This window comes from Microcella frigidaquae (genome assembly GCF_014200395.1).
Classification (GTDB): Bacteria; Actinomycetota; Actinomycetes; order Actinomycetales; family Microbacteriaceae; genus Microcella; species Microcella frigidaquae.
Map to the genome: position 1 here is coordinate 351,519 of NZ_JACHBS010000001.1, position 26,507 is coordinate 378,025.

At 71.9% G+C, this 26,507-nt stretch carries 25 protein-coding genes; 3 read left to right on the top strand and 22 right to left on the bottom strand.

Going from position 1 to position 26,507, the window contains the following annotated elements:
* Positions 1 to 66: 66 nt before the first annotated feature.
* The 19 genes from BJ959_RS01680 to BJ959_RS01770 all read right to left on the bottom strand — a co-directional run bounded on the left by BJ959_RS01680 (position 67) and on the right by BJ959_RS01770 (position 19,131).
* Positions 67 to 990 (bottom strand): RluA family pseudouridine synthase, encoded by a 924-nt coding sequence (locus BJ959_RS01680; RefSeq protein WP_153981010.1) that lies wholly within the window; start codon positions 988 to 990, stop codon positions 67 to 69.
* Positions 991 to 1,030: 40 nt separating this feature from the next.
* A complete protein-coding gene (locus tag BJ959_RS12770; protein ID WP_153981234.1) occupies positions 1,031 to 1,894 on the bottom strand; it encodes a DivIVA domain-containing protein in 864 nt (287 codons plus the stop codon).
* Positions 1,895 to 2,039: 145 nt separating this feature from the next.
* Complete coding sequence (locus BJ959_RS01690) at positions 2,040 to 2,336, bottom strand: YggT family protein (protein WP_341799829.1); 297 nt, start codon at positions 2,334 to 2,336, stop codon at positions 2,040 to 2,042.
* Positions 2,337 to 2,399: 63 nt separating this feature from the next.
* Positions 2,400 to 2,855 (bottom strand): cell division protein SepF, encoded by a 456-nt coding sequence (locus BJ959_RS01695; protein WP_153981009.1) that lies wholly within the window; start codon positions 2,853 to 2,855, stop codon positions 2,400 to 2,402.
* A gap of 32 nt (positions 2,856 to 2,887) precedes the next feature.
* Positions 2,888 to 3,568: a YggS family pyridoxal phosphate-dependent enzyme gene (locus tag BJ959_RS01700; protein WP_153981008.1), complete on the bottom strand. Its 681-nt coding sequence runs from the start codon at positions 3,566 to 3,568 to the stop codon at positions 2,888 to 2,890.
* Between the two features lie 12 nt (positions 3,569 to 3,580).
* Positions 3,581 to 4,741: a cell division protein FtsZ gene (gene ftsZ / locus BJ959_RS01705; RefSeq protein WP_153981007.1), complete on the bottom strand. Its 1,161-nt coding sequence runs from the start codon at positions 4,739 to 4,741 to the stop codon at positions 3,581 to 3,583.
* 134 nt (positions 4,742 to 4,875) lie between these two features.
* The gene (locus BJ959_RS01710) at positions 4,876 to 5,586 is read right to left on the bottom strand and encodes a cell division protein FtsQ/DivIB (protein WP_207948962.1); all 711 of its coding nucleotides are present in this window, start codon (positions 5,584 to 5,586) and stop codon (positions 4,876 to 4,878) included.
* 311 nt (positions 5,587 to 5,897) lie between these two features.
* A complete protein-coding gene (murC, locus tag BJ959_RS01715; protein WP_153981005.1) occupies positions 5,898 to 7,361 on the bottom strand; it encodes a UDP-N-acetylmuramate--L-alanine ligase in 1,464 nt (487 codons plus the stop codon).
* A gap of 11 nt (positions 7,362 to 7,372) precedes the next feature.
* The gene (locus tag BJ959_RS01720; protein ID WP_153981004.1) at positions 7,373 to 8,455 is read right to left on the bottom strand and encodes a UDP-N-acetylglucosamine--N-acetylmuramyl-(pentapeptide) pyrophosphoryl-undecaprenol N-acetylglucosamine transferase; all 1,083 of its coding nucleotides are present in this window, start codon (positions 8,453 to 8,455) and stop codon (positions 7,373 to 7,375) included.
* Positions 8,452 to 9,726, bottom strand: coding sequence for a putative lipid II flippase FtsW (gene ftsW / locus BJ959_RS01725; protein WP_207948961.1), 1,275 nt, complete (start codon positions 9,724 to 9,726; stop codon positions 8,452 to 8,454). The genes BJ959_RS01720 and ftsW overlap by 4 nt, the downstream gene beginning before the upstream one ends.
* Positions 9,686 to 11,212 (bottom strand): UDP-N-acetylmuramoyl-L-alanine--D-glutamate ligase, encoded by a 1,527-nt coding sequence (gene murD / locus BJ959_RS01730; protein WP_424960735.1) that lies wholly within the window; start codon positions 11,210 to 11,212, stop codon positions 9,686 to 9,688. Before murD ends, ftsW begins: the two co-directional genes overlap by 41 nt.
* Entirely contained in the window at positions 11,212 to 12,309 is a 1,098-nt protein-coding gene (gene mraY, locus BJ959_RS01735) for a phospho-N-acetylmuramoyl-pentapeptide-transferase (RefSeq protein WP_153981001.1), read from the bottom strand. The genes murD and mraY overlap by 1 nt, the downstream gene beginning before the upstream one ends.
* The gene (locus BJ959_RS01740) at positions 12,306 to 12,965 is read right to left on the bottom strand and encodes a glutamate ligase domain-containing protein (RefSeq protein ID WP_153981000.1); all 660 of its coding nucleotides are present in this window, start codon (positions 12,963 to 12,965) and stop codon (positions 12,306 to 12,308) included. The genes mraY and BJ959_RS01740 overlap by 4 nt, the downstream gene beginning before the upstream one ends.
* Positions 12,962 to 14,497 (bottom strand): UDP-N-acetylmuramyl-tripeptide synthetase, encoded by a 1,536-nt coding sequence (locus tag BJ959_RS01745; protein WP_153980999.1) that lies wholly within the window; start codon positions 14,495 to 14,497, stop codon positions 12,962 to 12,964. Before BJ959_RS01745 ends, BJ959_RS01740 begins: the two co-directional genes overlap by 4 nt.
* A 36-nt stretch (positions 14,498 to 14,533) precedes the next feature.
* A complete protein-coding gene (locus tag BJ959_RS01750; RefSeq protein ID WP_153980998.1) occupies positions 14,534 to 16,309 on the bottom strand; it encodes a peptidoglycan D,D-transpeptidase FtsI family protein in 1,776 nt (591 codons plus the stop codon).
* 22 nt (positions 16,310 to 16,331) lie between these two features.
* Positions 16,332 to 16,949, bottom strand: coding sequence for a cell division protein FtsL (ftsL, locus tag BJ959_RS01755; protein WP_153980997.1), 618 nt, complete (start codon positions 16,947 to 16,949; stop codon positions 16,332 to 16,334).
* Positions 16,946 to 17,899, bottom strand: coding sequence for a 16S rRNA (cytosine(1402)-N(4))-methyltransferase RsmH (gene rsmH / locus BJ959_RS01760; RefSeq protein WP_153980996.1), 954 nt, complete (start codon positions 17,897 to 17,899; stop codon positions 16,946 to 16,948). Before rsmH ends, ftsL begins: the two co-directional genes overlap by 4 nt.
* 104 nt (positions 17,900 to 18,003) lie before the next feature.
* Positions 18,004 to 18,435, bottom strand: a complete 432-nt coding sequence (gene mraZ / locus BJ959_RS01765) for a division/cell wall cluster transcriptional repressor MraZ (protein ID WP_153980995.1) — start codon at positions 18,433 to 18,435, stop codon at positions 18,004 to 18,006.
* A gap of 321 nt (positions 18,436 to 18,756) precedes the next feature.
* A complete protein-coding gene (locus BJ959_RS01770; protein ID WP_153980994.1) occupies positions 18,757 to 19,131 on the bottom strand; it encodes an SCO2097 family morphological protein in 375 nt (124 codons plus the stop codon).
* 78 nt (positions 19,132 to 19,209) lie between these two features.
* Here BJ959_RS01770 and BJ959_RS01775 point away from each other — a divergent pair, with 78 nt between their 5' ends.
* Positions 19,210 to 20,331, top strand: coding sequence for a polyprenyl synthetase family protein (locus BJ959_RS01775; protein ID WP_153980993.1), 1,122 nt, complete (start codon positions 19,210 to 19,212; stop codon positions 20,329 to 20,331).
* Here the strand turns inward: BJ959_RS01775 and BJ959_RS01780 are convergent.
* Positions 20,328 to 20,666 (bottom strand): Rv2175c family DNA-binding protein, encoded by a 339-nt coding sequence (locus tag BJ959_RS01780; protein ID WP_341799827.1) that lies wholly within the window; start codon positions 20,664 to 20,666, stop codon positions 20,328 to 20,330. The genes BJ959_RS01775 and BJ959_RS01780 overlap by 4 nt on opposite strands.
* A gap of 169 nt (positions 20,667 to 20,835) precedes the next feature.
* Between BJ959_RS01780 and BJ959_RS01785 the strand changes: the two genes are divergently transcribed.
* Both BJ959_RS01785 and pknB read left to right on the top strand, forming a co-directional pair.
* Entirely contained in the window at positions 20,836 to 22,275 is a 1,440-nt protein-coding gene (locus BJ959_RS01785) for a LysM peptidoglycan-binding domain-containing protein (protein ID WP_243738785.1), read from the top strand.
* A 62-nt stretch (positions 22,276 to 22,337) separates the two neighbouring features.
* Positions 22,338 to 24,266, top strand: a complete 1,929-nt coding sequence (pknB, locus tag BJ959_RS01790; RefSeq protein WP_153980991.1) for a Stk1 family PASTA domain-containing Ser/Thr kinase — start codon at positions 22,338 to 22,340, stop codon at positions 24,264 to 24,266.
* A gap of 39 nt (positions 24,267 to 24,305) precedes the next feature.
* Here the strand turns inward: pknB and BJ959_RS01795 are convergent, their stop codons facing one another.
* The gene (locus BJ959_RS01795) at positions 24,306 to 25,676 is read right to left on the bottom strand and encodes a class II 3-deoxy-7-phosphoheptulonate synthase (RefSeq protein WP_153980990.1); all 1,371 of its coding nucleotides are present in this window, start codon (positions 25,674 to 25,676) and stop codon (positions 24,306 to 24,308) included.
* Positions 25,677 to 25,744: 68 nt separating this feature from the next.
* Entirely contained in the window at positions 25,745 to 26,434 is a 690-nt protein-coding gene (locus BJ959_RS01800) for a 1-acyl-sn-glycerol-3-phosphate acyltransferase (RefSeq protein ID WP_153980989.1), read from the bottom strand.
* Between the last annotated feature and the right edge of the window lie 73 nt (positions 26,435 to 26,507).

The window sequence follows — 26,507 nt, forward strand, 5'->3', positions numbered from 1 at the left end:
TCGAGTGGTCACGGCACCTCCGGGGAAACGGTCTGGGCCCCCAGTCTAGGTCGCCGGGGGGCGGTCTCAGGCCGCGCGGAGCACGTCGAGCGCGTGCTGCAGATCGGCCGGGTACACCGATTCGTGCGCGCCCCATTCGCCGGTCGACGGATGTCGGAAGGCGAGCCGCATGGCGTGCAGCCACTGCCGCTCGAGGCCGAGACGCGCGCTCAGGCGCGGATCGGCGCCGTACATCGCATCGCCCACGCAGGGGTGCCGCTGCGCGGCCATGTGGACGCGGATCTGATGCGTGCGACCGGTCTCGAGGTGGATCTCGAGCAGGGAGGCGGCAGGGAACGCCTCCAGGGTGTCGTAGTGCGTCACGGAGGGCTTGCCATCGGCGACGACGGCGAATTTCCAGGCACTGCCGGGATGCCGGCCGATGGGTGCGTCGATCGTGCCGGAGAGCGGGTCGGGGTGCCCCTGCACCACCGCGTGATAGATCTTCTGCACCTCGCGGTCGTGGAACTGCCGCTTGAGCTCACGATAGGCGTGCTCGGACTTCGCCACGACCATGAGACCGCTCGTGCCGGCGTCGAGCCGGTGCACGATCCCGGCCCGCTCCGGTGGACCGGAGGTCGCGATGCGGAAGCCGGCCGCCGCCAGGGCTCCGATGACCGTCGGGCCCTCCCAGCCGAGCGACGGATGGGCGGCGACGCCGACGGGCTTGTCCACGACGACGAGGTCGTCATCGTCGTGGATGATGCGGAGGTCGGCGACCGGGATCGGCTCGATGCTGATCGGGCGACGAGGCTCCCAGGTGACCTCGAGCCACGCCTCCGCGGCGACGCGGTCGGACTTGCCGACCGTCCGCCCGTCGACCGTCACACCCCCGGCATCGGCGATCTCGGCCGCCTGCGAGCGCGAGAAGCCGAGCAGCGCGGCGAGCGCGACGTCGACGCGCTCGCCCGCACGGCCAGGAGGAACAGGAAAGGAGCGCGACTCGGTCACCGTCGCGCTCCTCTGCTGACCGGCCGGGGCCGGGTATCGATCAGGAGCCGTAGCCCGGGAACTGCCCGGGAGGCGGGGTCTGCGGAGCGGGGTAGCTCGTCGGCGCGGGCGCCGACTGCGCCGGGTAGGCGGGCGCAGCACCGGGGAACGACGGGGCCGAGCCGGGGTACGGCTCCGCACCGGCCGGAGCCGACGCCGTGACCGCGGGCTCCGCCGCCACGGGCTGGCTCGGGGCCGAGCCGACCGCCGGCGAGCCCCACGAGGGGGCCTCGGCGGGCGCGGGCGCGGCGGGCTGCGCTGAGCCGTCGAGCTCGGCGAGTTGGCCCTGGATGTAGGTGCGCAGCTGCTGGCGGTACTCGCGCTCGAAGGTGCGGAGCTCGTCGACCCGCTGCTGCAGCGCGACACGCTCCTGCTCGAGAGCCTGGAGCTGCCCCTGCTGCGCGGTGGTCGCCTCGGCGACGATGCGCGCGGCCTCGGCCTGGCCCTCGGCGATGAGGGCCTCCTTCTTGGCCTGGCCCTCGCGCACGTGCTCCTCGTGGAGGCGGCGGGCGAGCTGTAGGAGATTGTTCGTGTCGGTGCTCGGCTCGGCACCGCCCGCCATCATCGGCGCGACGGCTGGCTCGGGCATGGGTGCCGGGACGACTGGGGCCGGCGCGGCCGCGGCGAAAGCCGGAGCGGGCTCGACCGGGGCCGCGGGGGCCGCGGCGGCACCGCGCTGCAGCTCGGCCATGCGAGCGTCCGCAGCCACGAGGCGCTGGCGCAGCTCGTCGTTCTCCTGGTTGAGACGCCGGAGCTCGACCACGATCTCGTCGAGGAAGTCGTCGACCTCGTCCTGGTCGTAGCCCTCGCGGAACTTGGTCGACTGGAAGCGCTTGTTGACGACATCTTCGGGCGTGAGGGCCATGCGCGTCACCTCGAGACTTTCTGGAGCGATGGAATAACGATGGGGTAACGCTAGCAACACCAAGTCACATGCGTCACATCTGCGCCTGCCAGCGTACAGGCTGGGCAGAGGACGGAGCCAAGCGTGCGCCGGGGGTCGGGCCCGTTCAGCGGCCGCTCGTGAGCGACATCAGGATGAGCAACACGATGAGCACGATGGTCCAGGCGAGGTCCAGCCGCACGGCGCCGAGCTGTAGCGGTGGGATGACACGGCGGACGGCCTTGATCGGCGGATCGGTGATCGTGTAGCTCGCCTCCGCGAGCAGCACGACCGGCCCGCGGGGCCGGAACGCCGGGTTCAGCACCTGAACCCAGTCGAAGACGAACCGCACCCACATCGCGATGAACACGATCAGCAGGGCGATGTAGATGACCGTCAGGATGACGGAGAACACGAGCGGCACGGAAGAAGTCTCTCAGGTCGCGCTGGCAGAGCGCCGCGAGCGGCGGTGCACCTCAGTCGGGGATCAGTCGCGCGGGAGGAAGCCGGCGTCGACGTCGGGCTCGAGCTCGGCGGCGTCACCGGTCGTGGCGACGTGCGCGGGCGAGAGCAGGAAGACCTTGACGGTGACGCGCTCGATGCGGCCGTGGAGCCCCGCGGTCAGTCCGGAGGCGAAGTCGACCAGGCGGCGTGCCTCGCTCTCGCTCATCTGCGAGACGTTCATGATCACCGGGATGCCCTCGCGGAACGCCTCGGCGATCTGCGTCGCGTCGCGGTAGGCGCGCGGGTGGACGGTGAGGATCTCGTTGAGCTCGCCGACCGGCGCGGGACGCGCGGCGGCACGGCGCAGCGGGGTCACGGCGGCACGCTGAGGCGCGGCGGCGGTCGGAGCGGGAGCGGTCGCGTGCGGCGTCTGCTCGTACTCGACCTCTTCGTCGGCGAGGCCGAGGTACACCATGGTCTTGCGGAGCGGATTGCTCATATCAACGTCCTTACCGTCGGGGCGTGCCCAGATTAAGGCCGCGGAGGGCGTTCACCCGTGATTGCCGTACCGATGCGGAGGTGTGTCGCGCCCTCGGCGATGGCCTCCGCGTAGTCGCCCGACATCCCCGCCGAGAGCTGGGTCGCCTCCGGTGCGACCGTGCGCACGCGCTCGGCGTGCCCGCGGAGCCGGGCGAAGGCGGCACGGGGCTCCTCCCCCAGCGGGGCGACCGACATGACGCCGCGAAGCGTCAGCGACGGATGCTCGAGCACCGTCTCGGCGAGCGGCAGCAGCTGCTCGGGCGCGACGCCGCCCCGGCCGGGATCATCGGTGAGGTTGACCTCGAGGAACACGTCGAGGGGCACGTCGGTGCGGGCCAGCGCCGTGACGAGCGACGGGCGGTCGACGGAGTGGATGACCCGCGCGTACTGGGCGACGGCCCGCGCCTTGTTCGACTGCAGCTGGCCGACGAAGTGCCAGGTCAGGGGCAGGTCGGCGAGTTCGGCCGCCTTCGGCGCGGCATCCTGGTGACGGTTCTCGCCGACGTCGCGCACCCCGAGCTCCGCGAGGTCGCGGATCAGGTCGGCCGGGTGGAACTTCGTCACGACGATGAGGGTGACCTCGGAGCGGTCGCGGCCCGCGGCGCGGCACGCGTCGACGATTCCCGACTCGACCCGGGCGAGCCGGTCGGCGAGCTGAGCATCCGGAGCCACGGACGCACCGCCTCAGCGCAGGAAGTCGGGGATGTCGAGATCGTCGTCGTCCTCGACGACGTCCTCGAGCGGGTCGATCGGGGCGGTCGCCGCCAGCCCGGCATCGTCGGCCCACGAGCGCTCGGCGAGCTCGCGCTCGGCCGCACCCGGAAGCGTCACGCCCATCGCCGCGGCGGCCTCGGCCGGCTGGAAGCTCGAGCGTCGGTCACGGTGCACGACAGTGGGCTCGCCGCCATCGAAGCCCGCGGCGATCACCGTCACGCGCACCTCGTCGCCGAGAGTGTCGTCGATGACCGCGCCGAAGATGATGTTGGCCTCGGGGTGCACGGCCTCCTGCACGAGCTTCGCGGCGTCGTTGATCTCGAAGATGCCGAGGTTCGAGCCGCCCTGGATCGACAGCAGCACGCCGTGCGCGCCGTCGATGCTCGCCTCGAGAAGCGGGCTCGCGACGGCGAGCTCGGCGGCCTTGATGGCGCGGTCGGCACCCCGGGCCGAACCGATTCCCATGAGCGCCGAACCCGCGCCCTGCATGACGCTCTTGACGTCGGCGAAATCGAGATTGATGAGCCCGGGAGTCGTGATGAGGTCGGTGATGCCCTGCACGCCGGCGAGCAGAACCTGGTCGGCGGTCGAGAAGGCCTCGAGCATCGAGATGCCGCGGTCGCTGATCTCGAGCAGGCGGTCGTTGGGCACCACGATGAGGGTGTCGACCTCGTTCTTGAGCGCGGCCACGCCCGCGTCGGCCTGCGCCTGGCGGCGCTTGCCCTCGAAGCCGAACGGCTTGGTCACGACACCGATGGTGAGCGCCCCGATCGACTTCGCGATGCGGGCCACGACCGGCGCTCCACCGGTGCCCGTGCCGCCGCCCTCGCCCGCCGTGACGAAGACCATGTCGGCCCCGGCGAGGGCCTCCTCGATCTCCTCGGCGTGGTCCTCGGCGGCACGGCGCCCGACCTCGGGGTCGGCGCCGGCGCCGAGGCCGCGGGTCAGCTCCCGGCCGACGTCGAGCTTCACGTCGGCGTCGCTCATGAGCAGCGCCTGCGCGTCGGTGTTGATGGCGATGAACTCGACGCCCCGCAGGCCCAGCTCGATCATCCGGTTGACGGCGTTCACGCCGCCGCCGCCGATGCCGACGACCTTGATCACGGCGACATAGTTGTGGTTCGAGGTCACGTCCGGGCCTTCCGCTGAACCTTAACCTTCACGTTGAAGGATAAAGTTATGCTCAGTATGTAGTGCTGAGACGACGGTAGGGGTCGCCCTGCTCCCCCTCGGCGAGGTTGCGGGCGTGTCGCGAAATGGCGCGCCTAGAGACGACGGACGACGAGGGTCTCGGGCGCCGACACGTCGTACTCCCACGCTCGTGACTGGTCGGTCGTCTCGATCGCCGCGGCCAGCACACGGGCCTTGAGCGCCGAGCGCTCGGCGCTGCCCCACACCACACGGTGCCCCGCGCCGGTCATGGAGAACGCCACATCGTCGCGCGTGGATGCGGTGATCACGTCGACCCGCGCCCGCAGGTCCGCGGGGAGCGCCGTCAGCACCGCGGCGACGCTCTCGAAGGCGAGCGAGTCGACGTCGGCGCTCGCGGGCGCGATGAGCGGGATGCCCTCCGGGCGCTCGGGGACGCGCTCCACGACGACGCCCGCGGCGTCGACGAGCTCGACGACGGCGCCACGCTCGACGACCGCGATCGGCACCCGCTCGATCACGCGGACGACGAGGGTGTGCGGCGGCACCACCTCGGTCGTGTACGAGCGGATCAGCGGAAACGCCGCCAGATCGTCACGGATGCCCGTCTCGTCGAGCAGCGCCAAGGGCGTGCCGAGGTGGCCGTCGAGCGAGCCGGCGACCTCGGCCGCGTCGAGCCGCTCCGTTCCGATGACCTGCACCGTGTCGAGCGCCATCAGCGGCGAGAGCGTCACGACCGCCACACCCCCGACGAGGAGGAGGCTCGTCGCCACCGCGGCGGCGACCACCTGCCGGCGGCGGCGCGAGCGCCGCGTGAAGCGACGCACCTCGGCACGCTCCTCCCGGCGCCGAGCGCGGGCGGCGGCCTGCTCCGCGGCACGCGCCTCCGCGGCCGCGCGATCCGCGGCGGTGCGGGAGCCGACGGTGCGGGAGGCAGCCGGGCGGGCCAGCGTGGAGCGAGGCTGCGGCGCAGTACGCGGGGCGGGCTGCCGCACAGGGTTCGGCGCGGCCTGTGGGTTCGGTTTCGGCTTCCGCTGCGGCGCATCCGTCCGCGAGGCGCCGGGCGTCGGGGAGGGCGACGCCGCACCCCGAGCGGGAGCGCTCGGGGGCGATGACCCGCCGAAACCCTCCGGCCGCTTCATCGCTGCCCGATCTCCTGGGCCTCCCCGGCCTCCGGGGCACGGGCCTCGAGCGCCGCCCGCACCTGCGGGAGGATCCGGTAGACGTCGCCGCAGCTGAGCGTCATGACGATGTCGCCCGGGCGGGCGATCTCGGCGATGCGCTCGGCCGCCTCCTGCCAGTCGGGCCGGTAGTCGACGCGCTCGGGGTCGACGAAGCGCTCCACGACGAGCGCGCCCGTGACCCCGGGGATCGGGTCCTCGCGCGCGCCGTAGACATCGAGCACGACCGTATGGTCGGCGGCGGACTCGTAGACGGCCGCGAACTCGCCCGCCATCGCCTGGGTGCGGCTGAACAGGTGGGGCTGGTGGATCGCGATGACGCGACCCTCCCCCGCCACCGAGCGGGCGGTCTGCAGGGCCGCGGCGACCTCCGTCGGATGGTGCGCGTAGTCGTCGTACAGGCGCACCCCGTCGGCGAGCCCGTGCGACTCGAAACGGCGCTGGGTGCCGGCGAAGCCGTCGAGCGCGCGCACCGCATCGCGGGCCGCGATGCCGAGGCCGGTGAGCACAGCGATCACCCCCGCGGCGTTGACCGCGTTGTGACGGCCGGGCACGGCCAGCTCGCCCTCGAGCTCCTCCCCCGCCACGGCGACCCGGTAACGCACCGGGCCCTCCGCGCTGATCGCCAGCAGCCGCACATCGGCGTCGGCAGCCTCGCCGAAGGTGCGGATCGCGGCCGCGGCCACCGAGCCGGCATGCTCCGCGCGGGCCGCACGCAGGCGCTCGCCCACCCGTCGGGTCGCGGGGTCATCGGCCGAGAGCACCACGAGCTCACGGGCCCCCGCCACGAAGGTGTCGAAGGCGGCCTCGAGCGAGCCCTCGTCCCCGTAGTGGTCGAGGTGATCGGTGTCGATGTTCGTGACGAGCGCGATTGCGACGTCGTAGAGCAGGAAGGAGCCGTCGGATTCGTCGGCCTCCACCGCGAAGAGATCCCCCGAGCCCCAGTCGGCACTCGTGCCCGCTCCCTGGATCACCGCGCCGTTCACGAAGGACGGGTCGCGGTCGAGTGCGCGCAGGGCCGTGACGAGCATCCCGGTCGAGGTCGACTTGCCGTGCGCGCCGGCGACCGCGACCAGGCGCTCTCCGCGGACGAGCCACGCGAGGGCCTGGGCGCGATGCAGCACGGGCAGGCCGCGCCGCAGGGCCTCCTGGTACTCCGGGTTGTCCTGCCAGAGGGCGCCGGTGACCACGAGGGCATCCGCGTCGCCCACGTGGGCCGCATCGTGCCCGATGCTCACGCTGATGCCGAGGTCGCGCATCGCCTGCACCGTCGCCGAGTCGGAGCGGTCGCTGCCGGTCACGCGATGGCCGCGGGCGTGGAACATGCGGGCGATGCCGCTCATGCCGCTGCCGCCGATGCCGACGAAGTGCAGGCGCCCGAGGGTGTCGGGCAGGATCAGGGTCGGGTCGGGCTTGATCATCGTCGCCCAGCCTAGGCGGCCCGCTTCGCGAGCGACTCCCGCACCACGGCGAGCAGGGCCTCGGCGCCGTCGCGATGGCCGACGGATGCCGCTGCCGCCGCCATCCGGGCGATCTCGTCGCGCCGCTCGAGCAGCGGCACGAGGCTCGCCGCCACCCAGTCGGGCGTCAGTTGGTCGTCGGGAAGGAGGATCGCACCGCCCGCCGCCACCAGCTCGCGGGCGTTCAGCCGCTGCTCGCCGTTGCCGGCGGCGTAGGGCACGAGCACGGCGGGCAGGCCGAGCGCGGCGAGCTCGCTCACTGTCGCGGCGCCGGCGCGGCAGAGCACGAGATCGGCGGCGGCGAAGGCGAGGTCCATGCGGTCGCAGTAGGCCATCGTTCGATAGCCCACGAGCCCGGGGTCGTCGCCGCCGCGACCGGTGCCGGTCAGGTGCAGCACCTGCCACCCAGCGCCGACCAGCCGGGCCGCCGACGCCGTCATCGTCTCGTTGAGGCGCTGGGCTCCGGTGGAGCCGCCGGTGACGAGCAGCAGCGGCCGATCGGGGTCGAGCGCGAGCTCTCGCCGGGCCTCCGGCCGCAGCGCGGGCCGGTCGAGCTGCGTGATCTCCCGCCGGAGCGGCATACCGACGACCCGGGCACCGCGCAGCGGCGTGCCCGAGAACGTGGCAGCGGCGGTGCCGCCGAGCAGCACGGCGAGCCTGTTCGCGATGCCCGGCTTCGCGTTCGCCTCGTGCGCGACGATCGGCACGCCTTCGCGGTGCGCGGCAACGTAGGCGGGCGCCGCGGCGTAGCCGCCGAAGCCGACCACCACCTCCACGCCGTGCTCGCGGATGATCGCGCGGGTGCGGGCGACCGCCGCACGGAAGCGGCGCGGGAAGCTCAGAGCCGCGCGGTCCGGCCGACGCGGGAACGGCACCCGCGGCACGGTCAGCAGCTCGTAGCCCCGGGCGGGGACGAGGCGCGCCTCGAGCCCCTCGGCGGTTCCGAGCACCAGGAGGCGGGCATCCGGCTCGACCGATCGCCAGTGGTCGGCGAGCGCGAGCAGGGGGTTCACGTGGCCGGCGGTCCCCCCGCCGGCGAGCAGGGCGGTCGTCATCGCGCGGGCCTCCGCGGGGCGCGGGGCGCGACGGGCGGCGCGGTCGGCATCGCGGGGCGGAGGCGCGGTTCGGGCAGCTCGCGCGAGAGCGACACGACCACCCCGATCGCGAGCAGCGAGGCCAGCAGGGCCGACCCGCCCGCGGAGATGAAGGGCAGCGGAACGCCGAACACCGGCAGCATGCCGAGCACCACCGCGATGTTGACGAAGGCCTGACCGACGATCCAGACCATGATCGCGCCGGTCGCGATGCGCGCGAAGGGGTCGACGTGGCGGCGGACCATGCGCATGAGCGCGACGGCGAGCACCGCGAACAGCGCCAGCACCACGACGGCACCGATCAGCCCGAGCTCCTCGCCGATGATCGCGAAGATGAAGTCGTTCTCCGCGTGCGGCAGCCAGCGCCACTTGGTGGCCGAGTTGCCGAGACCCACGCCGAAGAGGCCGCCGGAGCCGAGCGCCCAGAGCGCGTGCACCGACTGCCAGCAGGTGTACTCGTAGTCCTCCGGCGCGCAGCCGTTGAGCCAGACGCTGATCCGGCTCGAGCGCGAGGCGGAGCTCGTCGCGAACAGAACCGCGCCGACGGCGAGCACCGCGACCATGCCGCCCAGCCAGCGCAGCGGGGCCCCGGCGAAGAACAGGGCGGCGAGCACGATCGCGATCATGATCGAGGCCGTGCCGAGGTCCTGTCCCGCGAGCACCATGATGATCGCGACGCCCGAGACGGGGAGCGCCGGGATCACCACGCTCCTGAGGTCGGGGAACGCGTTCGCGCGGTCGGCCAGCACCGTGGCAAGCCACACCGCGAGGGCCAGCTTCAGGAATTCCGAGGGCTGCGCGGAGAAGCCGAACAGGGTGATCCAGTTGCGGTTGCCGCCGTAGTCGTAGCCGAGGCCGGTGAAGACGAGCACCTGCAGCGCGAGACCGAGCATGACCGCGTGCCGCGCGTGCTTGCGCCAGAAGCGCGGGGAGATGCGCGAGACGACGAGCATGAGGGGGATGCCCGCCAGGGCGAACAGCCCCTGGCGGAGGAACACGGCGAAGAAGTCGCCCTCGTTCGCCTGAGCCGAGATGACCGCCGACGACGAGAGCACCATGACCAGGCCGAAGAGCACCAGGAAGACTACGGTGCCGACGACGATCATCGCGTCGGCGTCGGTGACCCCGAACAGGCGCCGCACGGCCACCACCGCGGGAGCGGCGCCGCGGCCGGGCTCCGGCGCGCCGGGCTCAGACCCCGGTCGACCCAGCGGTGGGCGGACCGTCGTCATGGGCCTCCCCCTCTGTGTGATTCCGCACGGCCTTGGCGAACCGGCGCCCGCGGTCGGCATAGTCGACGAACTGGTCCATGGATGCCGCGGCCGGAGCCAGAAGCACCGTGTCGCCTCCCTGGGCAGCCCGGGCAGCCAGGCGGACCGCGGTCGGCATCACCTGACCAGTGTCGTCGTGCTCGACCTCGAACAGCGGCACCGTCGGCGCGTGTCGTTCGAACGCCGCGCGCACCGCGGAACGATCGACACCGATGAGGACGGCGGCCCGCAGCCGGTCGCGGTGCTCCACGATGAGCGGGGCGAGGTCGACGCCCTTGAGCAGTCCGCCGACGATCCAGACCACCGAGCGGTAGGCGCGGAGGGCCGAGGCGGCCGCGTGCGGGTTCGTCGCCTTCGAGTCGTCGACCCAGGCGATCTCGTCGACCACGGTGATGAGCTCGGTGCGGTGGTGGTCGACGCGGAACCGGCGGAGGGCATCCCGCACCGACGCCGGCGCCGCGCCGAGCGCGCGAGCGAGGGCCGCGGCCGCGAGACTGTTGGCGAGCCCGTGCGGAGTCGCGAGACCGGCCGCGGCGACGTCGGAGAGCTGCGCCAGCTCGAGGGCGGACGTGCGTCGGTCGTCGAGGAAGGCACGATCGACGAGCAGGTCGTCGACGACGCCGACATCGCTCATGCCGGGGGTGTCGGTGCCGAAGCCGATGGCGCGGCAGCCCTCCTGCACCTCGGCGTTCTCGACCATGCGGATCGTCGCCGCGTCGTCGCGGTTGTAGACGCAGGCGATCCGGGTGTTCTCGTAGACCTTCGCCTTCGCCGCCGCGTAGGCCTCCGCGCTGCCGTGCCAGTCGTAGTGGTCCTCGGCGAGGTTCAGGCACACGCTGGCGGCCGGAAGCGGAGCACCCGGACCGCTCGTCGGCAGCCAGTGCAGCTGGAAACTGGAGATCTCGACCACCAGCACGTCGAACCCGGCAGGGTCGCGCACGGCGTCGAGCACGGGAATGCCGATGTTGCCGCAGGGCGCGACCCGACGGCCGTCCTCCTGCAGCATCGTGGCGGTCAGCTGGGTCGTCGTCGTCTTGCCGTTCGTGCCGGTGACGAGCACCCAGTCAGCGGGCGGCACCACCTTGTCGCGGACGCGCCAGGCGAGCTCGATGTCACTCCAGACCGCGAGGCCGCGCTCGCGCGCCCAGACGATGTGCGGATGCTCCGGAAGGAAGCCCGGGGAGACGACGACCAGCTCGGGCTCGTGCTCGGCGAAGCCCGCGGGAACCTCGTCGGACGCGGCGAGCTCGAGCAGCTCGACCCCGATGACCGGAAGGATGCGGGCGCGGTCGGGGTCGGGCCGATGCGCCGCGACCCGCACGGCGCAGCCCAGCTCGGCGAGCGTGTCGGCGACGGCGAAGCCGGTCACGCCCAGGCCGAGCACGAGCACGCGCAGGCCCGTCCAGTCGGCGTGCCAGCTCGTCAGGTCGTCGAGGCGCGCAGCCACTACTGGCTGACCCATTCGAGGTAGAACAGCCCGACGCCCACCGCGACGAAGAAGCCGCCGATCAGCCAGAACCGCACGACGACCGTGACCTCGGCCCAGCCCTTGAGCTCGAAGTGGTGGTGCAGCGGGCTCATCAGGAAGATGCGCTTGCCCTTCGTGATCTTGAAATAGGCGCGCTGCACGATCACCGAGCCGGTGACGATGAGGAACAGGCCGCCGATGAGCACCAGCAGCAGTTCGGTACGGGTGAGGATCGCCAGGGCCGCGAGCGCGCCGCCGATGGCGAGCGAGCCGGTGTCGCCCATGAAGATCTGGGCGGGCGAGGTGTTCCACCAGAGGAAGCCGATGAGGCCGGCCGCGATCGCGGCCGCAACGATCGCGAGGTCGAGCGAGTCGCGCACCTCGTAGCAGCGGTAGGCGTTGCCGGGGTCGAGGGCCTCGCTGCCGCAGGCCTGGTTGAACTGCCAGAACGCGATGAAGATATACGCCGAGACCGAGAGGATCGAGGCGCCCGTGGCCAGGCCGTCGAGGCCATCGGCCACATTGACCGCGTTCGAGGTGCTCACCACGATCACGTTCACCCAGATGGCGAAGGCGATGACCGCGCCGATCGAGCCGAAGACGGCCAGGTCGAGCCAGTGGATGTCGCGCACCGCCGAGATCGCGGTCGAGGCGGGGGTCATGCCATCCTCGTCGGGGAACGACAGGGCGAGCACCGCGAACACGGTCGCGACGACCGCCTGGCCGGCGATCTTCGCCCAGCCGCCGAGCCCGAGGCTGCGCTGCTTGCGGGTCTTGGTGAAGTCGTCGATGAAGCCGACGATGCCGAGGCCCACCATGAGCAGCAGCACGAGGAGGGCGCTGACGGTGACCCGCTCACCGGTCACCAGGTGGCCGAAGAAGTAGCCGAGCACGGCCCCGAGGATGAAGACGATGCCGCCCATGGTCGGTGTGCCGCGCTTCGTGTGGTGCGACTGCGGGCCGTCATCGCGGATGAACTGGCCCCACTCGAGCGCCTTGAACAGCCGGATGAAGACCGGGGTCAGGAAGAGCGTGAAGCCCAGCGAGAAGGCGCCGGCAAGGAGGAGCGCGATCATGCGTCACCCGCCACGAGGCGGTCGACGAGGTCGCCGAGAGCGGTTCGGGCGCCGGCGGTCACCAGCACCACGTCCTCGGGGTCGAGTCGCGCACGGAGCACATCGTATGCGTCGTCGGGAGTGTCGACGAGCACCGACTCGCCATCCCACGAGCCCTCGAGCCCGGCCGCATTGTGCAGGTGGCGGGCACCGTGCCCGATGACGATCAGCTGCGACACATCGAGGCGAACGACGATGCGGCCGAGGGCATCGTGCTCGTCGAACCAGTCGGCGGCGGACGTGTCGAGCTCTCCCATGACCGCGAACGAGCGGCGGCGGTCGCGGGCGATGTCGGCGAGCACGCGGAGTGCGGCCCGCGCCTCGACCGGAGTCGCCGCCGCGGCATCGTCGATCAGCAGAGCGCCCGAGGCAGCGCGCCGCAGCGCCAGCCGGCCCGGCTCGGGCTCGAGCGCCGCCGCGGCGGCGAGGGCGATCTCGAGGCCGTCGCCCGCGGCCAGCGCTGCGGTCAGGATGCCCACCGCGCGCTCGACCGCGGCATCGCCCAGCACCGCGAGCGCGAGTTCGTGAGCGGTGCCGTCGATGCTCAGCATCGCGACGCTGCCGGTGGAACGGTGACGCACGTCGTCGATGCGGACGACGGGCGGCTCGGGGCTCACCAGCCCGCCTCGCGCAGGGCAGCGCGGGCCTCATCGCGAGCCGAGTAGGGGGTGCGCACGCCGCGGATATCCCGGTAGTCCTGGTGCCCCGGGCCGGCCCAGAGGATCGAGTCGCCCTCGCGCGCGAGGTTCACCGCGACCCGGATCGCCTGCTCGGGCGGACTGACCTCGTGGATCTCCGGCGTGTTCGTCGCGAGCGCCGCCCCCTCGAGCAGGGTGGCGCGAATCGACGCCGGGTCCTCGAAGCGCGGGTGGTGGTCGGTGATGACGAGGATGTCGCAGCCCTCGGCCGCGACTCGAGCCATGTCGTGGCGCTTCGTCGTGTCGCGGTCGCCGTCGGCACCGAACACCATGATCGTGCGACCGGTCGTGAGGCGCCGCACCGCCGCGAGAGTGTTCTCGAAGGCATCGGGGCTGTGGCCGAAGTCGACGAAGACGCTCGGGCCGCGGTCGCCGGAGACCCGCTCGGTGCGGCCGGGCAGGTAGGCCGCGATGGGGCGCTCGTGCACCGCATCCCGCACCTGATCGAGCGGAACGCCTGCCTCGAGGAGGAGGACGATCGCGAGGCCCGCGTTGGCCGCCATGTGGTGGCCGATGATCGGGATGCTGGACCGCAGCTCGACCCCGTCGGGGCCGCTCAGCGTGAAGTCGGTGCGGAACGGATCCTCGTGCGTGACGGTCACCCGCCAGTCGGCCTCGACCTCGGGGCGCGAGGTGATCGACACCACGGGGATCCGCGCGTCGGCCATGACGCGCGGGCCGTACTCCGAGTCGAGAGAGACCACACCGCGCCGGCCGTGCTCGGGGAAGAACAGCGGCAGCTTGGCGCGGTAGTACTCCTCCATGTCGGCGTAGTCGTCGAGGTGGTCGTGCGTGAGATTGGTGAAGCCGACGGCGTCGAAGGGGATGCCGTCGACGCGGTGGCGGCTGAGAGCCTGCGCGCTCACCTCGACGGCGACCGCCTGCACGCCGGCCTCGCGCATGCGGGCCAGCAAGGCGTGCATCTCGGTGGCCTCGGGCGTCGTGAGGCGGCTGACGACGCGCTCGTCGGCGATGCGCCGCTCGGCGGTCGAGCTGAGGCCCGCCACCATGCCGAGCTGCCGCAGCATCTGGTCGAGCAGGTAAGCGGTGGAGGTCTTTCCGTTCGTGCCGGTGACCCCGAACAGCAGCGGGCGCTCCTCGAGGGTGCGGTAGACCCAGGCGGAGACGGCGCCGAGCACCCCGCGCGGGTTCTCCACGACGAGCACGGGAACCCCCGCGCTCTGGGCGGCCGCCAGCCCGGCGGCGTCGGTCATCACGGCCACCGCGCCCTTCGCGACAGCGTCGGCGGCGAACTCGGCGCCGTGCCGGTGCTCACCGCGCACGCCGACGAAGAGATCGCCCGGGTGCAGGTCGGCCGTCGAGAGGGTGACGCCCGTGACGGCGATGTCGTCGAGGGCACCGTGCACCGCTGCCGGCACCGTGGCCAGCAGGTCGACGAGAGGACGAGGTGCCGGATGCTCGGGCCTCAGGACGGGCGGGATGCGGGACACGGCGACCTCACTCTTGCTCTGTCAGGGTCGATCGCCTCACCAGGTGAGGGCGATGTCGGGCGCCGAGCCGCGCGAGGGCGGCACCCGGAAGGTCTTGAGGACCTGCGTCATGATCGACCGGAACGTCGGCGCCGCGGCGGCCGACACCTTCATCGTAGTGGGCTTGCCGTAGGTCACGACCACGACGTACTGGGGGTCGTCGGCGGGCGCGTAGCCGGCGACGGTGACGATGCGGTTCGAGCCGTACCGGCCGTTCTCGAAGACCTCGGCCGTGCCCGTCTTGGCGGCCACGCGGTAGCCGGGGATCGTCAGGAGCGACGACAGGTAGCTGCGGGTCGCGACCTGCTCGAGCACGCTCGTGATGCCCCGGGCGGCGCGTTCGCTCACCACGCGCGTGCCCTCGGTGGGGGGCGCATCGGTGACAGTGCCGTCGTCGTGCGTGCAGCCGGTCACGAGGGTCAGGGGCTCGCGCACGCCATCGTTGGCGAGCGTCTGGTAGAGGCCCGCGACCTGGGCGCTGGTGGCCAGCATTCCCTGGCCGAACAGCTGCACGATCGCGTTGTGCTTGTCGACGGTCTGCGGGTCGGGCAGACGGCCCGGCTCCTCGCCGAGGAAGTCGACGGCGGTCGGAGAGCCCAGGCCGAAGGCCGCGAGGTAGTCGTGGCGCTGCTGGTAGCTCATGCGCTCGCTCAGCACGGAGGTTCCCGTGTTGGACGAGTTCATCAGCGCACCCGCGACCGTGTAGCGGGTGTCGCCGGTGTCGACCGCGTCGACGATCACGAAGCCGTCGATCGTCGGGTAGCGCTGCGGCGCGATGATGCGGTCGCCGAGCGTCGCGGCCCCCGAGTCGAGCAGACCGGCGAACGTGGCGGCCTTGATGACCGACCCCGGCTCGTACGGCCACGTGAACACGCGCGAGCCGAGGTTGTCGGGGTCGGTTCCGTTGACGTCGTTGGGGTCGACGGTCGGCCAGTCGGCCGCGGCGATGATGTGGCCGTCGTCGACGCTGACGACCACCGCGGTGGCCCATTCGGCGCCGATCGCGGAGCCCTGCTCAGCGATCGCCTGCTGCGCGAACCACTGCACGTCGGCATCGATCGTGAGGTGCAGCGTGCCCCCGTCGACGGCCTCCTGGCTGACGACCGTCGTGCCGGGGAGGCGTACGCCGTCGGCGCCGCGCTCGAAGGTGGCCGAGCCGTCGGTCGCCTTTAGGCAGTCGTTGAGCCGGAACTCGAGGCCGGTCTGCGGGCCATCGGTGCCGAGGAAGCCGACCAGATTGCCCGCGATCTGGCCGTTCGGGTAGGTGCGCGCCGGGATGCGCTCGTCATACACCCACGGGATGCCGAGGTCGCGCACCGCCTCGAGCTGCTCGGGCGTGACACGGCGCGCCAGGTAGGCGTGGTCGTCCTGCGGGTTCTCGGCCAGCTGCGCACGGATCTCCATGAGCATCGCCACCGGATCGCCCTCGACGATCTGGGCGACGGAGGCGAGGGCCTGGTCAACGGTGACGGTCACCCGCTCCCCCGTCGACTCATCAGTGCGGCGGAAGTCCTGCACGAAGCGCGGCGAGACGGTGATGTCGTAGCGGAACACCGAGTCGGCGAGCACGACCCCGGAGGCGTCCACGATGTCGCCGCGCGCACCCGAGATGGTGATCGGGATCGACCGGCGCGCCTCGGCCTCATCGGCCAGCTCGGCCGCACGCACAACCTGGATGTCGACCAGACGCACGACGAAGCTGCTGAGGACGATCGCGATGACGAGCATCCAGGCTGCCAGTCGACGACGCGTGCGGCGGTCAGCGGTCACCATGCGGTTCCGTCCTCCCCACCGATCAGCGCGTCACGGGCGAGGGCAGCGCCCCGGTCGAGGCCAGCTCGCCCGCGGTCGACGGTAGCGACCCCGACGACGACGGCGTCGGAGGCGCGCTCAGAGCCGCCGCCGATGCACCCCCCGTCGCCGTCGGGGTCACGAGGGGCACGTCGGTCAGCAGCACATTGCCGACGAGATCGCCCCTGCCGTCCAAGACCCCGCTGCCGGCCCCCGCCGGCCTCGGGGAACCCTGGACGGTGCCATCGGAGAGGAGGAGGAATGCGGGGCTCACGGTGCTGACCACCATGCCGAGGGACTCGGCATTGGCCGCCACGTACTGAGCGGAGTCGTAGACGTTGAGGTCCTCGGTGAGGATCTGCGCGGTGCGGTCGAGCTCGGCCCGCTGCCCCTCGAGCGCCGTGATGCGGTACGCGCCATCGGAGAGCACGATGCTCAGCATCAGCTGCGCGAGAAGGATCGCGAACACGCCCGCGATCGTGGCGACCGCGTAGACGGCGCGCGGACGGGCGCGACGCTGCTGCCGCGTGGGCACCACCTCGAGCGGCGGGCGGGCGGGCGACTCGCGACGCGGCAGGCCGCGGCCCGGTGCGGTCAGGCTGGAGGCCGGGACGGCGCTCATGCGGCCTCCTTCAGTCGCTCGGCGGCGCGCAGGCGCACCGGGATCGCGCGCGGGTTGCGGGCGCGCTCGGCCTCGTCGGCGAGCTCGGCGCCGCGCACCAGCAGACGGAACTCGGGGCTGTGCTCGGGCAGCTCCATCGGCAGACCGGCCGGTGCCGTCGATCGGGTGCGGGAGGCGAGCTCGTGCTTCACGATGCGGTCCTCGAGCGACTGGTAGGCGAGCACCACGATGCGCCCGCCGACGGCGAGAGCGTCGAGCGCCGCGGGCAGCGCTGCCTCGAGGGCGGCGAGCTCGCCGTTCACCTCGATCCGCAGCGCCTGGAAGACGCGCTTGGCCGGGTGGCCGGCCCGCTGCACGGCGCGCGGCGTCGCCTGGGCGATCAGCTCGACCAGCTGCGACGAGCGCTCGAGGGGATGCTCGACGCGGGCCTCGACGATACGGCGCGCGTAGCGCGGCGCCAGCTTCTCCTCGCCGTAGGCGTAGAAGATCCGGCGCAGCTCGGCTTCGGAGTACTCCGCCAGCACAGTGGCCGCCGTGATGCCCGTCGTGCGGTCCATGCGCATGTCGAGCGGCGCGTCCTGCGCGTAGGCGAAGCCGCGCTCGGCCTCGTCGAGCTGCATCGACGAGACGCCCAGATCGAAGAGCACCGCGGTGACCTGGTCGATGCCGAGCCCGGCGAGAGCATCCCGGATGCCGCTGTAGACGGTGTGGACGAGGTCGACACGATCGCCGAACGGGGCGAGCCGCTCGCCGGCGCGGGCCAGCGCGTCGGTGTCGCGGTCGAGGCCGACGAGGTGGAGGCCGGGGTGGCGCTCGAGCGCGGCCTCGGCGTGGCCCCCCAGGCCGAGGGTGGCGTCGACGAGAACGGAACCCGGCACGTCGAGAGCCGGGGCAAGGAGCTCGAGGGTGCGCTCGAGCATGACGGGGATGTGCACGGGGGTGGTCGTCATGGTGATGTCGGTCCTGCTCGCGGGGCCCTGATCCCCATCCGTGCGACCTGGCACCGGGGAAGGTGCGCCAGGGCGGGTCACGGCTGGGAGTCAGGCCCCCGCGGTCAGAAGAGTCCGGGAATCACCTCCTCCTCCGTGGCGGCGAAGGCCTCCTCGCGCTCGGCGTAGTAGGTGTTCCAGGCCTCGGTGGCCCAGATCTCGGCACGGTCGCCCGCACCGATGACCGTGAGCTCGCGGTCGAGGCCGGCGTAGTCGCGCAGCACCTGCGGGATGGTCACGCGGTGCTGCGAGTCGGGCTCCTGCTCGCTCGCGCCGGAGAGGAAAAAGCGCTGGAACTCGCGACCCTGCTTGCTCGTCAGCGGTGCGGAGCGCAGCTTCTCGAGCTGCTGCAGGAAGGTCGCGGCACTGAAGACGTAGATGCAGTGCTCCTGGCCGCGAGTGAGGACGACACCGCCAGCGAGCTCGGCCCGGAACTTGGCCGGGAGGATGATCCGCCCCTTGTCGTCGAGCTTGGGGGTGTACGTGCCGAGAAGCATCGTCCTGGCCCCCCTCTCATCTCCGGCCCGAGATCAGGTGATGCCCTCCACTTTACTCCACTATCCTCCACAAATGGAAGCACTTCGAGGAGTTTATGCCTGGACTTCACTGTTGTCACGCCGGATGCTCCCCACAGAGCCGCGGAAATACAGGGGAGATCGAGGTGGAGGGAAAGGGAGCGCGACGGGAGGCCCGGTGGAGGGAAAGGCCTACTCCGCAGCGAAACGCCCCGTGAACCGCCCGCTCGGGGCACCGGGATGAGGGCACAGAAAAAGGGGCCGGCCCGAAGGCCGACCCCTGACGTGGAGGAACGTGGAGGGCTACTCGCCGCGCTCGTCCTGGCGACGCTCCCAGCGCTCGTTCATGGTCTGCATCCACGACGATCGCGGAGCACGGGCGGAACCCGAACGGCCGGCGGCGGCCGGCTCGGCCGCACCGCGACCGGGCGAGAGCACCATGAGCACGCCGCCGAGCATGAGGCCGAAGCCCACGACGCCGACGATCGGCTGCCGCACGATGACGCCCGCGACCAGCGCGGCAACACCGGCCACGGCGAGCAGCGCGCCGATCACGATGAGCCGGTAGTTCGGCTTGCCTCGGCGGCCGGCGACGGTGGCGACGAAATCGGCGTCGTTCTGGTAGAGATTGCGCTCCATCTCCTCCAGGAGGCGCTGCTCGTGCTCAGACAGCGGCATGATGACCCCTTCGACGACTAGGAGGGGAAGCCCCCTCCCCCCACATTCTAGGCTCGCCGCGCTGGATAGGCTAGGCGAGTGCCTGAGAGAACCCGGTTAGTCGACCTAGTCAACGCCCGGCTGGAGCGCTTCCTCGAGGAGCGTGCGACCCAGCTGGAGCAGATCGCCCCCGAGCTCTCGGTGTTCATGGATGCGAGCCGCGACCTGCTCGGCGGCGGCAAGCGATTCCGCGCCCTCTTCTGCTACTGGGGCTGGCACGCGGTCGCCGGCACCGTCCGACCGGACGACCTCCTCGCCGAGCTCGACACCCACAGCGATCTGCCGAGCGTCATCGAGGCCGCCGCGGCGCTCGAGCTGTTCCACGCCGCCGCCCTCGTGCACGACGACATCATGGACAACTCCGACACGCGCCGCGGCATGCCGGCGGCGCACCGCCGGTTCGAGGCCGACCACGCCAGCCATGAGTGGACCGGCAGCCCCCGCACCTACGGCACGGCGACGGCGCTGCTCCTCGGCGACCTCCTGCTGGGCTGGAGCGACGAGCTGCTCGACGTCGGACTCGCGCGCCTCGGCGATCCGCGCAGCGCGCGCGCGGCCCGTGCCGAGTTCCAGACGATGCGCACCGAGGTGACGGTCGGCCAGTACCTCGACATTCTCGAGGAGGTGGCCTGGCGCGACTCCCCCGAGGCCGAGCTGCTGCCCCGCGCGCACCGCGTCGTGACCTTCAAGTCGGCCAAGTACTCGATCGAGGCTCCGCTCGCCCTCGGCGGTGTGATGGCCGGCGGAACGCTCGAGCAGGTGGCCGCGCTCCGCGCCTTCGGCCTGCCCCTCGGCGTCGCCTTCCAGCTGCGCGACGACCTGCTCGGCATCTTCGGCGATCCCTCGGTCACCGGCAAGCCTGCCGGTGACGACCTGCGTGAGGGCAAGCGCACGGTGATCATCGCGCTGGCCCGCGCCGCACTGCCCGCCGGCGCCGTGGCCCTCATCGATGAGCTGCTGGGCGAACCCGACCTCACCGATCACCAGATCGCGACGCTGCAGGCGACGATCCGCGACAGCGGCGCCGTGGAGACGACCGAGCGGATCATCGAGCGCTCCGTGCAGGAGGCGCTCCACGCGCTCGAGGATGCTCCCGTGAGCCGCGCCGCGCGCGCCGAGCTGATCGGGCTCAGCGATCTGGTGACGCGCCGCGCGACCTAGAAGGCGAGCGCCTGGGCGACGCGTCGGACCTCGGCCTTGCGGCCCGATCGCAGCGCCGCGATCGGCGACGCGCCGAGCATCTCGTTCGGCGTCAGCATCCAGTCCATCGCCTCGTCGTCGCTGAAACCGTCGTCGGCCAGGAGCGTCAGGGTGCCGCGCAGATCCTTGACAGGCGCGCCGTCGAGCAGGAACTCCTCCGGCACGACGAGCACCCGGTCACGGCGCACGGCCAGGAGCTGCCGCTCCTCGAGCAGTCGATGCACCCGTCCGGGGCTGAGGTTCAGGATCTCGACGAGATCGGGGACGGTCAACCAGCGAGCGGATTCGGAAGCCACGTCACCAGAGTGCCATGCTCTGCCCCCCGTCGCCCGACGAGTCGAATGTTACGAACATGTGAACGGAAACCACATCTTCCACTTCTCTTCACTTGCGTAGTACTGTGAAACAGTGGCCGGGGGGCCATCGCGCCGCAGTGCGCCCACGGGGGCAGGGGAGGTTTCGCGCATGAGCGATCCGAGGCATGCCGGGAGCACCGCGCCGTCCTGCGAGCCGGGCACCGAGCCGGGCATCGAGCAGCACATCGACCCGCGCGCCCGAGCCGTGCTCGCCGGCCTCTCGCCGCGCACCGCCCCGAGCGCGCCGCCGAACCCGGAGCGCGCTTCCCGACCCGCCCTGCCGGCGCGCTCGCCGCGGCTGCGGACCGCCGCCTTCTCCACCATGCCCATCGTGCTCACCGGGGCCATCGCGCTCGGTGTCGGGGTCGCCACCCCCGCCGACGCGGCATCACCGCGCAAGCCGCACTCCCCCCGCCCGCAGCATGCGCCCGAGCCTGTGAACATGCGCTCGGTGGTCAGCGGGCTCGGCGCGGCCATCATCCCTGGAGCCCTCGCGACCCGCACGGCCGCGGCCACGACTGCCCCCGCCGTCTACACGGTCGCCCCCGGCGACACGGTCAGCTCCATCGCGCAGTCCTTCGGGCTGCCGACGGCCGCCGTGCTCGCGCTCAACGGCCTCTCCTGGTCGGCACCGATCTTCCCCGGCCAGGTCCTCCGTCTGACGTCGGCCCCGGTGAAGGCGACCGGATTGCCGACGCCGACGACCGTGGGCGGGGTGTACACGATCGTGAAGGGCGACACCCTCTCGTCACTCGCCGCCCGGTTCGGGGTGACGACCCAGGCGATCCTCGACGCCAACGGCTTGACCTGGACGAGCATCGTCTACCCCGGCCAGTCGATCGTGGTGCCGGGGCGCGTGCCGGCACCGGCCCCCGCGCCCGCTCCGATCGTCGGCGCCGCTGCCGACGTGCCCGTCGAGACCTCATCCGCGCGCGTCGCCGCCTCAGCCCCGATCGCGGAGCAGGCCGCCGCGGGCGACGCGGGCGGCACCGAACTCGCCGCGGCGGTCGCCGACATGACCGTGGCCAAGCGCCCCGTGCTGCCCGCCGCGCCCCCTCCGGTGGCCGCTCCCCCCGTGGTGAACCGCCCGACCGTGCCGTCGACGCCGGGAACGCCGAGCACCCCGCGCCCCCCGAGCGGCGGCACCGTCACGCCGCTCACGGCCGAGATGCGCACGCACGCAGCGACGATCGTGCGGGTCGGCCGCGAGCTGGGCGTTCCCACCTACGGCATCGTGATCGCGCTCGCGACCGCCATGCAGGAGTCGTCGCTGCGCAACCTCTCGTGGGGCGACCGCGACTCGGTGGGCCTCTTCCAGCAGCGCCCGAGCTCCGGCTGGGGAACCGCCGCGGACCTGCAGATCCCGAGCCACGCGGCCCGGCTGTTCTACGTCGGTCGTTCCGGCTACACCCGCGGCCTGCTCGACATCCCCGGCTGGCAGAGCATGACGCTCACGCGTGCGGCGCAGGCCGTGCAGATCTCGGCCTACCCCGACGCGTACGCCAAGTGGGAGACGAGCGCCTGGGCCTGGTACGACGAGCTCACCTGAGTCGCAGTCGGCACCGCGCGTGGCTCCAGGGTCGACGCCGCCCCGCGACCTAGACTGAGCGGGTGAGCAGCGCGACGACCGATCCCCTCATCGGCCGTCTCATCGACGGTCGGTACCAGGTCCGCTCGCGCATCGCCCGCGGGGGGATGGCGACCGTCTACCTCGCCACCGATCAGAGGCTCGACCGCCTGGTCGCCGTGAAGATCATGCACGGGCATCTGGCCGATGACAGCCAGTTCAAGGAGCGCTTCATCCAGGAGGCGCGCTCCGCGGCCCGGCTGGCGCATCCGAACGTCGTCAATGTCTTCGATCAGGGCCAGGATGCCGAATCGGCCTACCTCGTCATGGAGTACCTGCCGGGCATCACGCTGCGCGAACTGCTCCAGGAGTACGGGGCGCTCACCCCCGAGCAGACCATGGACATCGCCGAGGCCGTGCTCGCCGGTCTCGCCGCCGCCCACAAGGCGGGAATCGTGCATCGCGACCTCAAGCCCGAGAACGTGCTGCTGGCCGATGACGGCCGCATCAAGATCGGCGACTTCGGCCTCGCGCGGGCCGCCAGCGCGAACACGGCGACCGGCAAGGCGCTGCTCGGCACGATCGCCTACCTCTCCCCCGAGCTCGTCACGCGCGGTGTGGCCGACACGCGCAGCGACATCTACGCGGTCGGCATCATGATGTTCGAGATGCTCACGGGTGAGCAGCCGTACAAGGGCGAGCAGCCCATGCAGATCGCCTACCAGCACGCGAACGATTCGGTGCCGGCCCCGAGCAGCTTGAACCCCCGTGTTCCCGCGGAGTGGGACGAGCTGGTGCTCTGGGCGACCGCGCGCGACCCGCAGGACCGCCCGGCCGACGCGCGGGCGCTGCTCGACCAGGTCACCGAGACCGGTCGCGCGCTGCAGACCGCGCTGCCCGCCGCGGCGACGCAGCGCACGCTGCTCCTCACCAGCCCGATCACGGTGACCCCGGCGACCGACGAGACCCAGGTGCTGGGCACACGCGGGTCTTCCGGCACCGACAGCGGCCCGAGCGCGACCGCGGAGCTCGCGCGGCGCGGCCCCGCCAATCGTCGGCGGGGGTGGATCCTCTTCGCGGCGGTGCTGGCTCTGGCCGGTCTCGCCGCCGGCATCGGCTGGTGGTTCGGCGCCGGACCCGGCGCGCGGGTCACCATCGCCGACGTCCGAGGAGCCACGCCGGAGGCCGCCCGCCTCGTGCTCGAGGAGCAGGGCGCGACCGTCGACGAGCAGCTCGGCGAGGCCTACGATCTCGAGGTCGAGGCCGGGCGCATCGCGGCCACCGACCCGCCGGCCGGCGAGGTCGTGGACCGCGACACCGTGGTCACCCTCATCGTCTCGCTCGGCCCGGAGCCGACGACCGTTCCCGACGTAATCGGGCAGCCCGAGGCCGACGCCCGCGCCGCACTGGTCGGCGCCGGGTTCGAGCTCGGCGAGAGCATCCCCCAGTTCGATGCCGACGTGCCGGAGGGCTCAGTCATCGCCGTCGTGGATGTCGACGAGGCCGCGCTCGATGCGGGCGCCGACTCGTTCAAGGGCACTGAGGTGCGGCTGATCGTCTCGGTCGGCAGGATTCCCGAGGTGCGCGGGCTCACCGTGGAGGCGACGCAGGCCGCCCTCACCGCGAGGGGGCTGACCGGCATCGTCGGCGGCGAGTCGGCGTTCGACAACGAGGTGCCCCAGGGCGATGTGCTGCGCGTCGAGCGCACCGGCGACGGCCCCGTGCGCCCCGGCGCGACGCTCACCATCATCGTCTCGCGCGGGCCCGACCTGGTCGACGTGCCGAACGTCGTCGGACGTTCGATCGAGGAGGCGATCGCGATTCTCGAGCAGGCCGGCTTCGAGGTCGCGCTCGACACCAACGTGCCGCCGGGGCTGCGCGACTCGCCGCTCGCACCGGTGCAGGCCACCGACCCGGCCGCGGGCGAGCGCGTGCTGCGCAACTCCCGCGTCACGGTCATCGCGCAGTACTGAGCGCCCGCCGCCCCATGGCGACGGATGCGGGACCGCCGCTCAGCTGCGCCCGAGCTCCTCGGCCACGAGGAAGGCGAGCTCGAGCGACTGCATGTGGTTCAGACGCGGGTCGCAGAGCGACTCGTAGCGGGTCGCCAGCGTCTCCTCGTCGATCTGCTCCGAGCCGCCGAGGCACTCGGTGACGTCGTCGCCGGTGAGCTCGACGTGGATGCCGCCCGGGTGGGTGCCCGCCGCGCGGTGCGCCTCGAAGAAGCCCTTGACCTCATCGACGACGTCGTCGAAGCGACGCGTCTTGTAGCCGGTGGGCGTGGTGAGGCCGTTCCCGTGCATGGGGTCGGTGACCCACAGCGGGTTGGCGTCGAGACCCTTGACCGCCTCGAGGAGCGGCGGGAGGGCATCCCGGATCATGCCAGCGCCCATGCGCGTGATGAAGGTGAGGCGCCCGGGCTCGCGCTCGGGATCGAGCACGTCGATGAGGCGCTCCATGGTCTCGGGCGTCGTCGACGGGCCGAGCTTCACGCCGATGGGGTTGCGGATGCGCTTGAAGAAGTCGACATGCGCACCGTCAAGCTCGCGCGTGCGCTCCCCGATCCAGAGAAAGTGGGCGCTGGTGTTGTACGGGGTGCCTGTGCGCGAGTCGATGCGCGTCATCGGGCGTTCGTAGTCCATGAGGAGGCCCTCGTGGCTGGAGTAGAACTCGACGCGCTTCAGCTCGTCGAAGTCGGCGCCCGCGGCCTCCATGAACTTCACCGCGCGGTCGATCTCCTTCGCCAGGCCCTCGTAGCGCTGGTTGGCGGGGTTCGCGGCGAAGCCCTTGTTCCAGCTGTGCACCATGCGCAGGTCGGCGAAGCCACCCTGGGTGAACGCGCGGATGAGGTTCAGCGTCGAGGCGCTCGTGTGGTAGCCCTTCACGAGTCGCGCGGGGTCGGCCTGGCGCGACTCGGGCGTGAAGTCGTAGCCGTTGACGATGTCACCGCGGTAGGCGGGCAGGGTGACGTCGCCCCGGGTCTCGGTGTCGCTCGAGCGCGGCTTGGCGAACTGACCCGCCATGCGGCCCATCTTGATGACGGGCATGGAGGCCCCGTAGGTGAGCACGACCGCCATCTGGAGGATCGTCTTCACCCGGTTGCGGATCTGGTCGGCCGTGGCACCGGCGAAGGTCTCGGCGCAGTCGCCGCCCTGCAGCAGGAAGGCCTCGCCCCGGGCCGCGCGCGCCAGGCGGTCACGCAGCATGTCGACCTCGCCCGCGAAGACGAGCGGCGGCAGGGTGGCGAGCTCGGCGGAAGCGGCGGCCACGGCGGCCCGGTCGGGCCACTCGGGCTGCTGCTTGATCGGCAGCGTGCGCCAGTTGTCGAGCCCGGCGATGACGGCGGGGTCAGCATGCACGACAGGCTCGAAGGGGTCGACCACGGGGGGATTCCTCACAACTGGTGGTGGAAAAGGGCGGTGCGGGCGCGCGGACGGCCCGGTTTTCCAGCCTACCGGGCGTTGGCGGGGCGCTTGTCCTTCACCGTGGTCGCGTAGACGTCGCGGTACTCCTGACCGCTGAGGCGCCCGAGCTCGTACATGATCTCGTCGGTGATCGACCGCAGCACGAAGCGGTCGCCCTCCATGCCCTGGAAACGAGAGAAGTCGAGCGGCTCGCCGAAGATCACGCCGGGACGCACCACCTTCGGCATCTTCGACCCGATCGGCATGACCTTCTCGGTGTCGATCATCGCGACCGGCACGACCGGCACCCCCGACTCGAGGATCATGCGGGCCACACCCGTCCGGCCGCGGTACATGACGCCGTCGGGGCTGCGGGTGCCCTCGGGGTAGATGCCGAGCGCGTAGCCCTCGGCGAGCACCTTCAGGCCCGTGTTGAGGGAGGCCTCGCTCGCCTTCCCGCCGGAGCGGTCGATCGGCAGCTGGCCGCTCGCCTCGAAGAACATGCGGATCAGCCAGCCCTTGATGCCGCGCCCGGTGAAGTAGTCGCTCTTCGCCAGGAACACGACGCGCCGGTCGAGCACGAGCGGCAGGAACACCGAGTCGGTGAACGAGAGGTGATTGCTGGCCAGGATGACCGCTCCCGAGCGCGGGACGTTCTCGATTCCGCGCACCCAGGGGCGGAACGCGGTGAGCAGGATCGGACCGATCACCAGGTTCTTCATCAGCCAGTAGAACACCCCTGGCTCCCTTCCTCAACAGCGCGCATCAGCCTAACCCCTCGTGCGTGACGGCGGGGATGCGATCGCAAGA

Coding starts and splice junctions, on each gene's coding strand:
- BJ959_RS12770 (WP_153981234.1), bottom strand. CDS start 1,894: ATGGCCCTCACGCCCGAAGATGTCGTCAACAAGCGCTTCCAGTCGACC.
- BJ959_RS01695 (WP_153981009.1), bottom strand. CDS start 2,855: ATGAGCAATCCGCTCCGCAAGACCATGGTGTACCTCGGCCTCGCCGAC.
- murC (WP_153981005.1), bottom strand. CDS start 7,361: ATGATCAAGCCCGACCCGACCCTGATCCTGCCCGACACCCTCGGGCGC.
- BJ959_RS01720 (WP_153981004.1), bottom strand. CDS start 8,455: ATGACGACCGCCCTGCTCGCCGGCGGGGGGACCGCCGGCCACGTGAAC.
- ftsW (WP_207948961.1), bottom strand. CDS start 9,726: ATGACGACGGTCCGCCCACCGCTGGGTCGACCGGGGTCTGAGCCCGGC.
- mraY (WP_153981001.1), bottom strand. CDS start 12,309: ATGATCGCGCTCCTCCTTGCCGGCGCCTTCTCGCTGGGCTTCACGCTC.
- BJ959_RS01750 (WP_153980998.1), bottom strand. CDS start 16,309: ATGGTGACCGCTGACCGCCGCACGCGTCGTCGACTGGCAGCCTGGATG.
- ftsL (WP_153980997.1), bottom strand. CDS start 16,949: ATGAGCGCCGTCCCGGCCTCCAGCCTGACCGCACCGGGCCGCGGCCTG.
- rsmH (WP_153980996.1), bottom strand. CDS start 17,899: ATGACGACCACCCCCGTGCACATCCCCGTCATGCTCGAGCGCACCCTC.
- mraZ (WP_153980995.1), bottom strand. CDS start 18,435: ATGCTTCTCGGCACGTACACCCCCAAGCTCGACGACAAGGGGCGGATC.
- BJ959_RS01770 (WP_153980994.1), bottom strand. CDS start 19,131: ATGCCGCTGTCTGAGCACGAGCAGCGCCTCCTGGAGGAGATGGAGCGC.
- BJ959_RS01785 (WP_243738785.1), top strand. CDS start 20,836: ATGAGCGATCCGAGGCATGCCGGGAGCACCGCGCCGTCCTGCGAGCCG.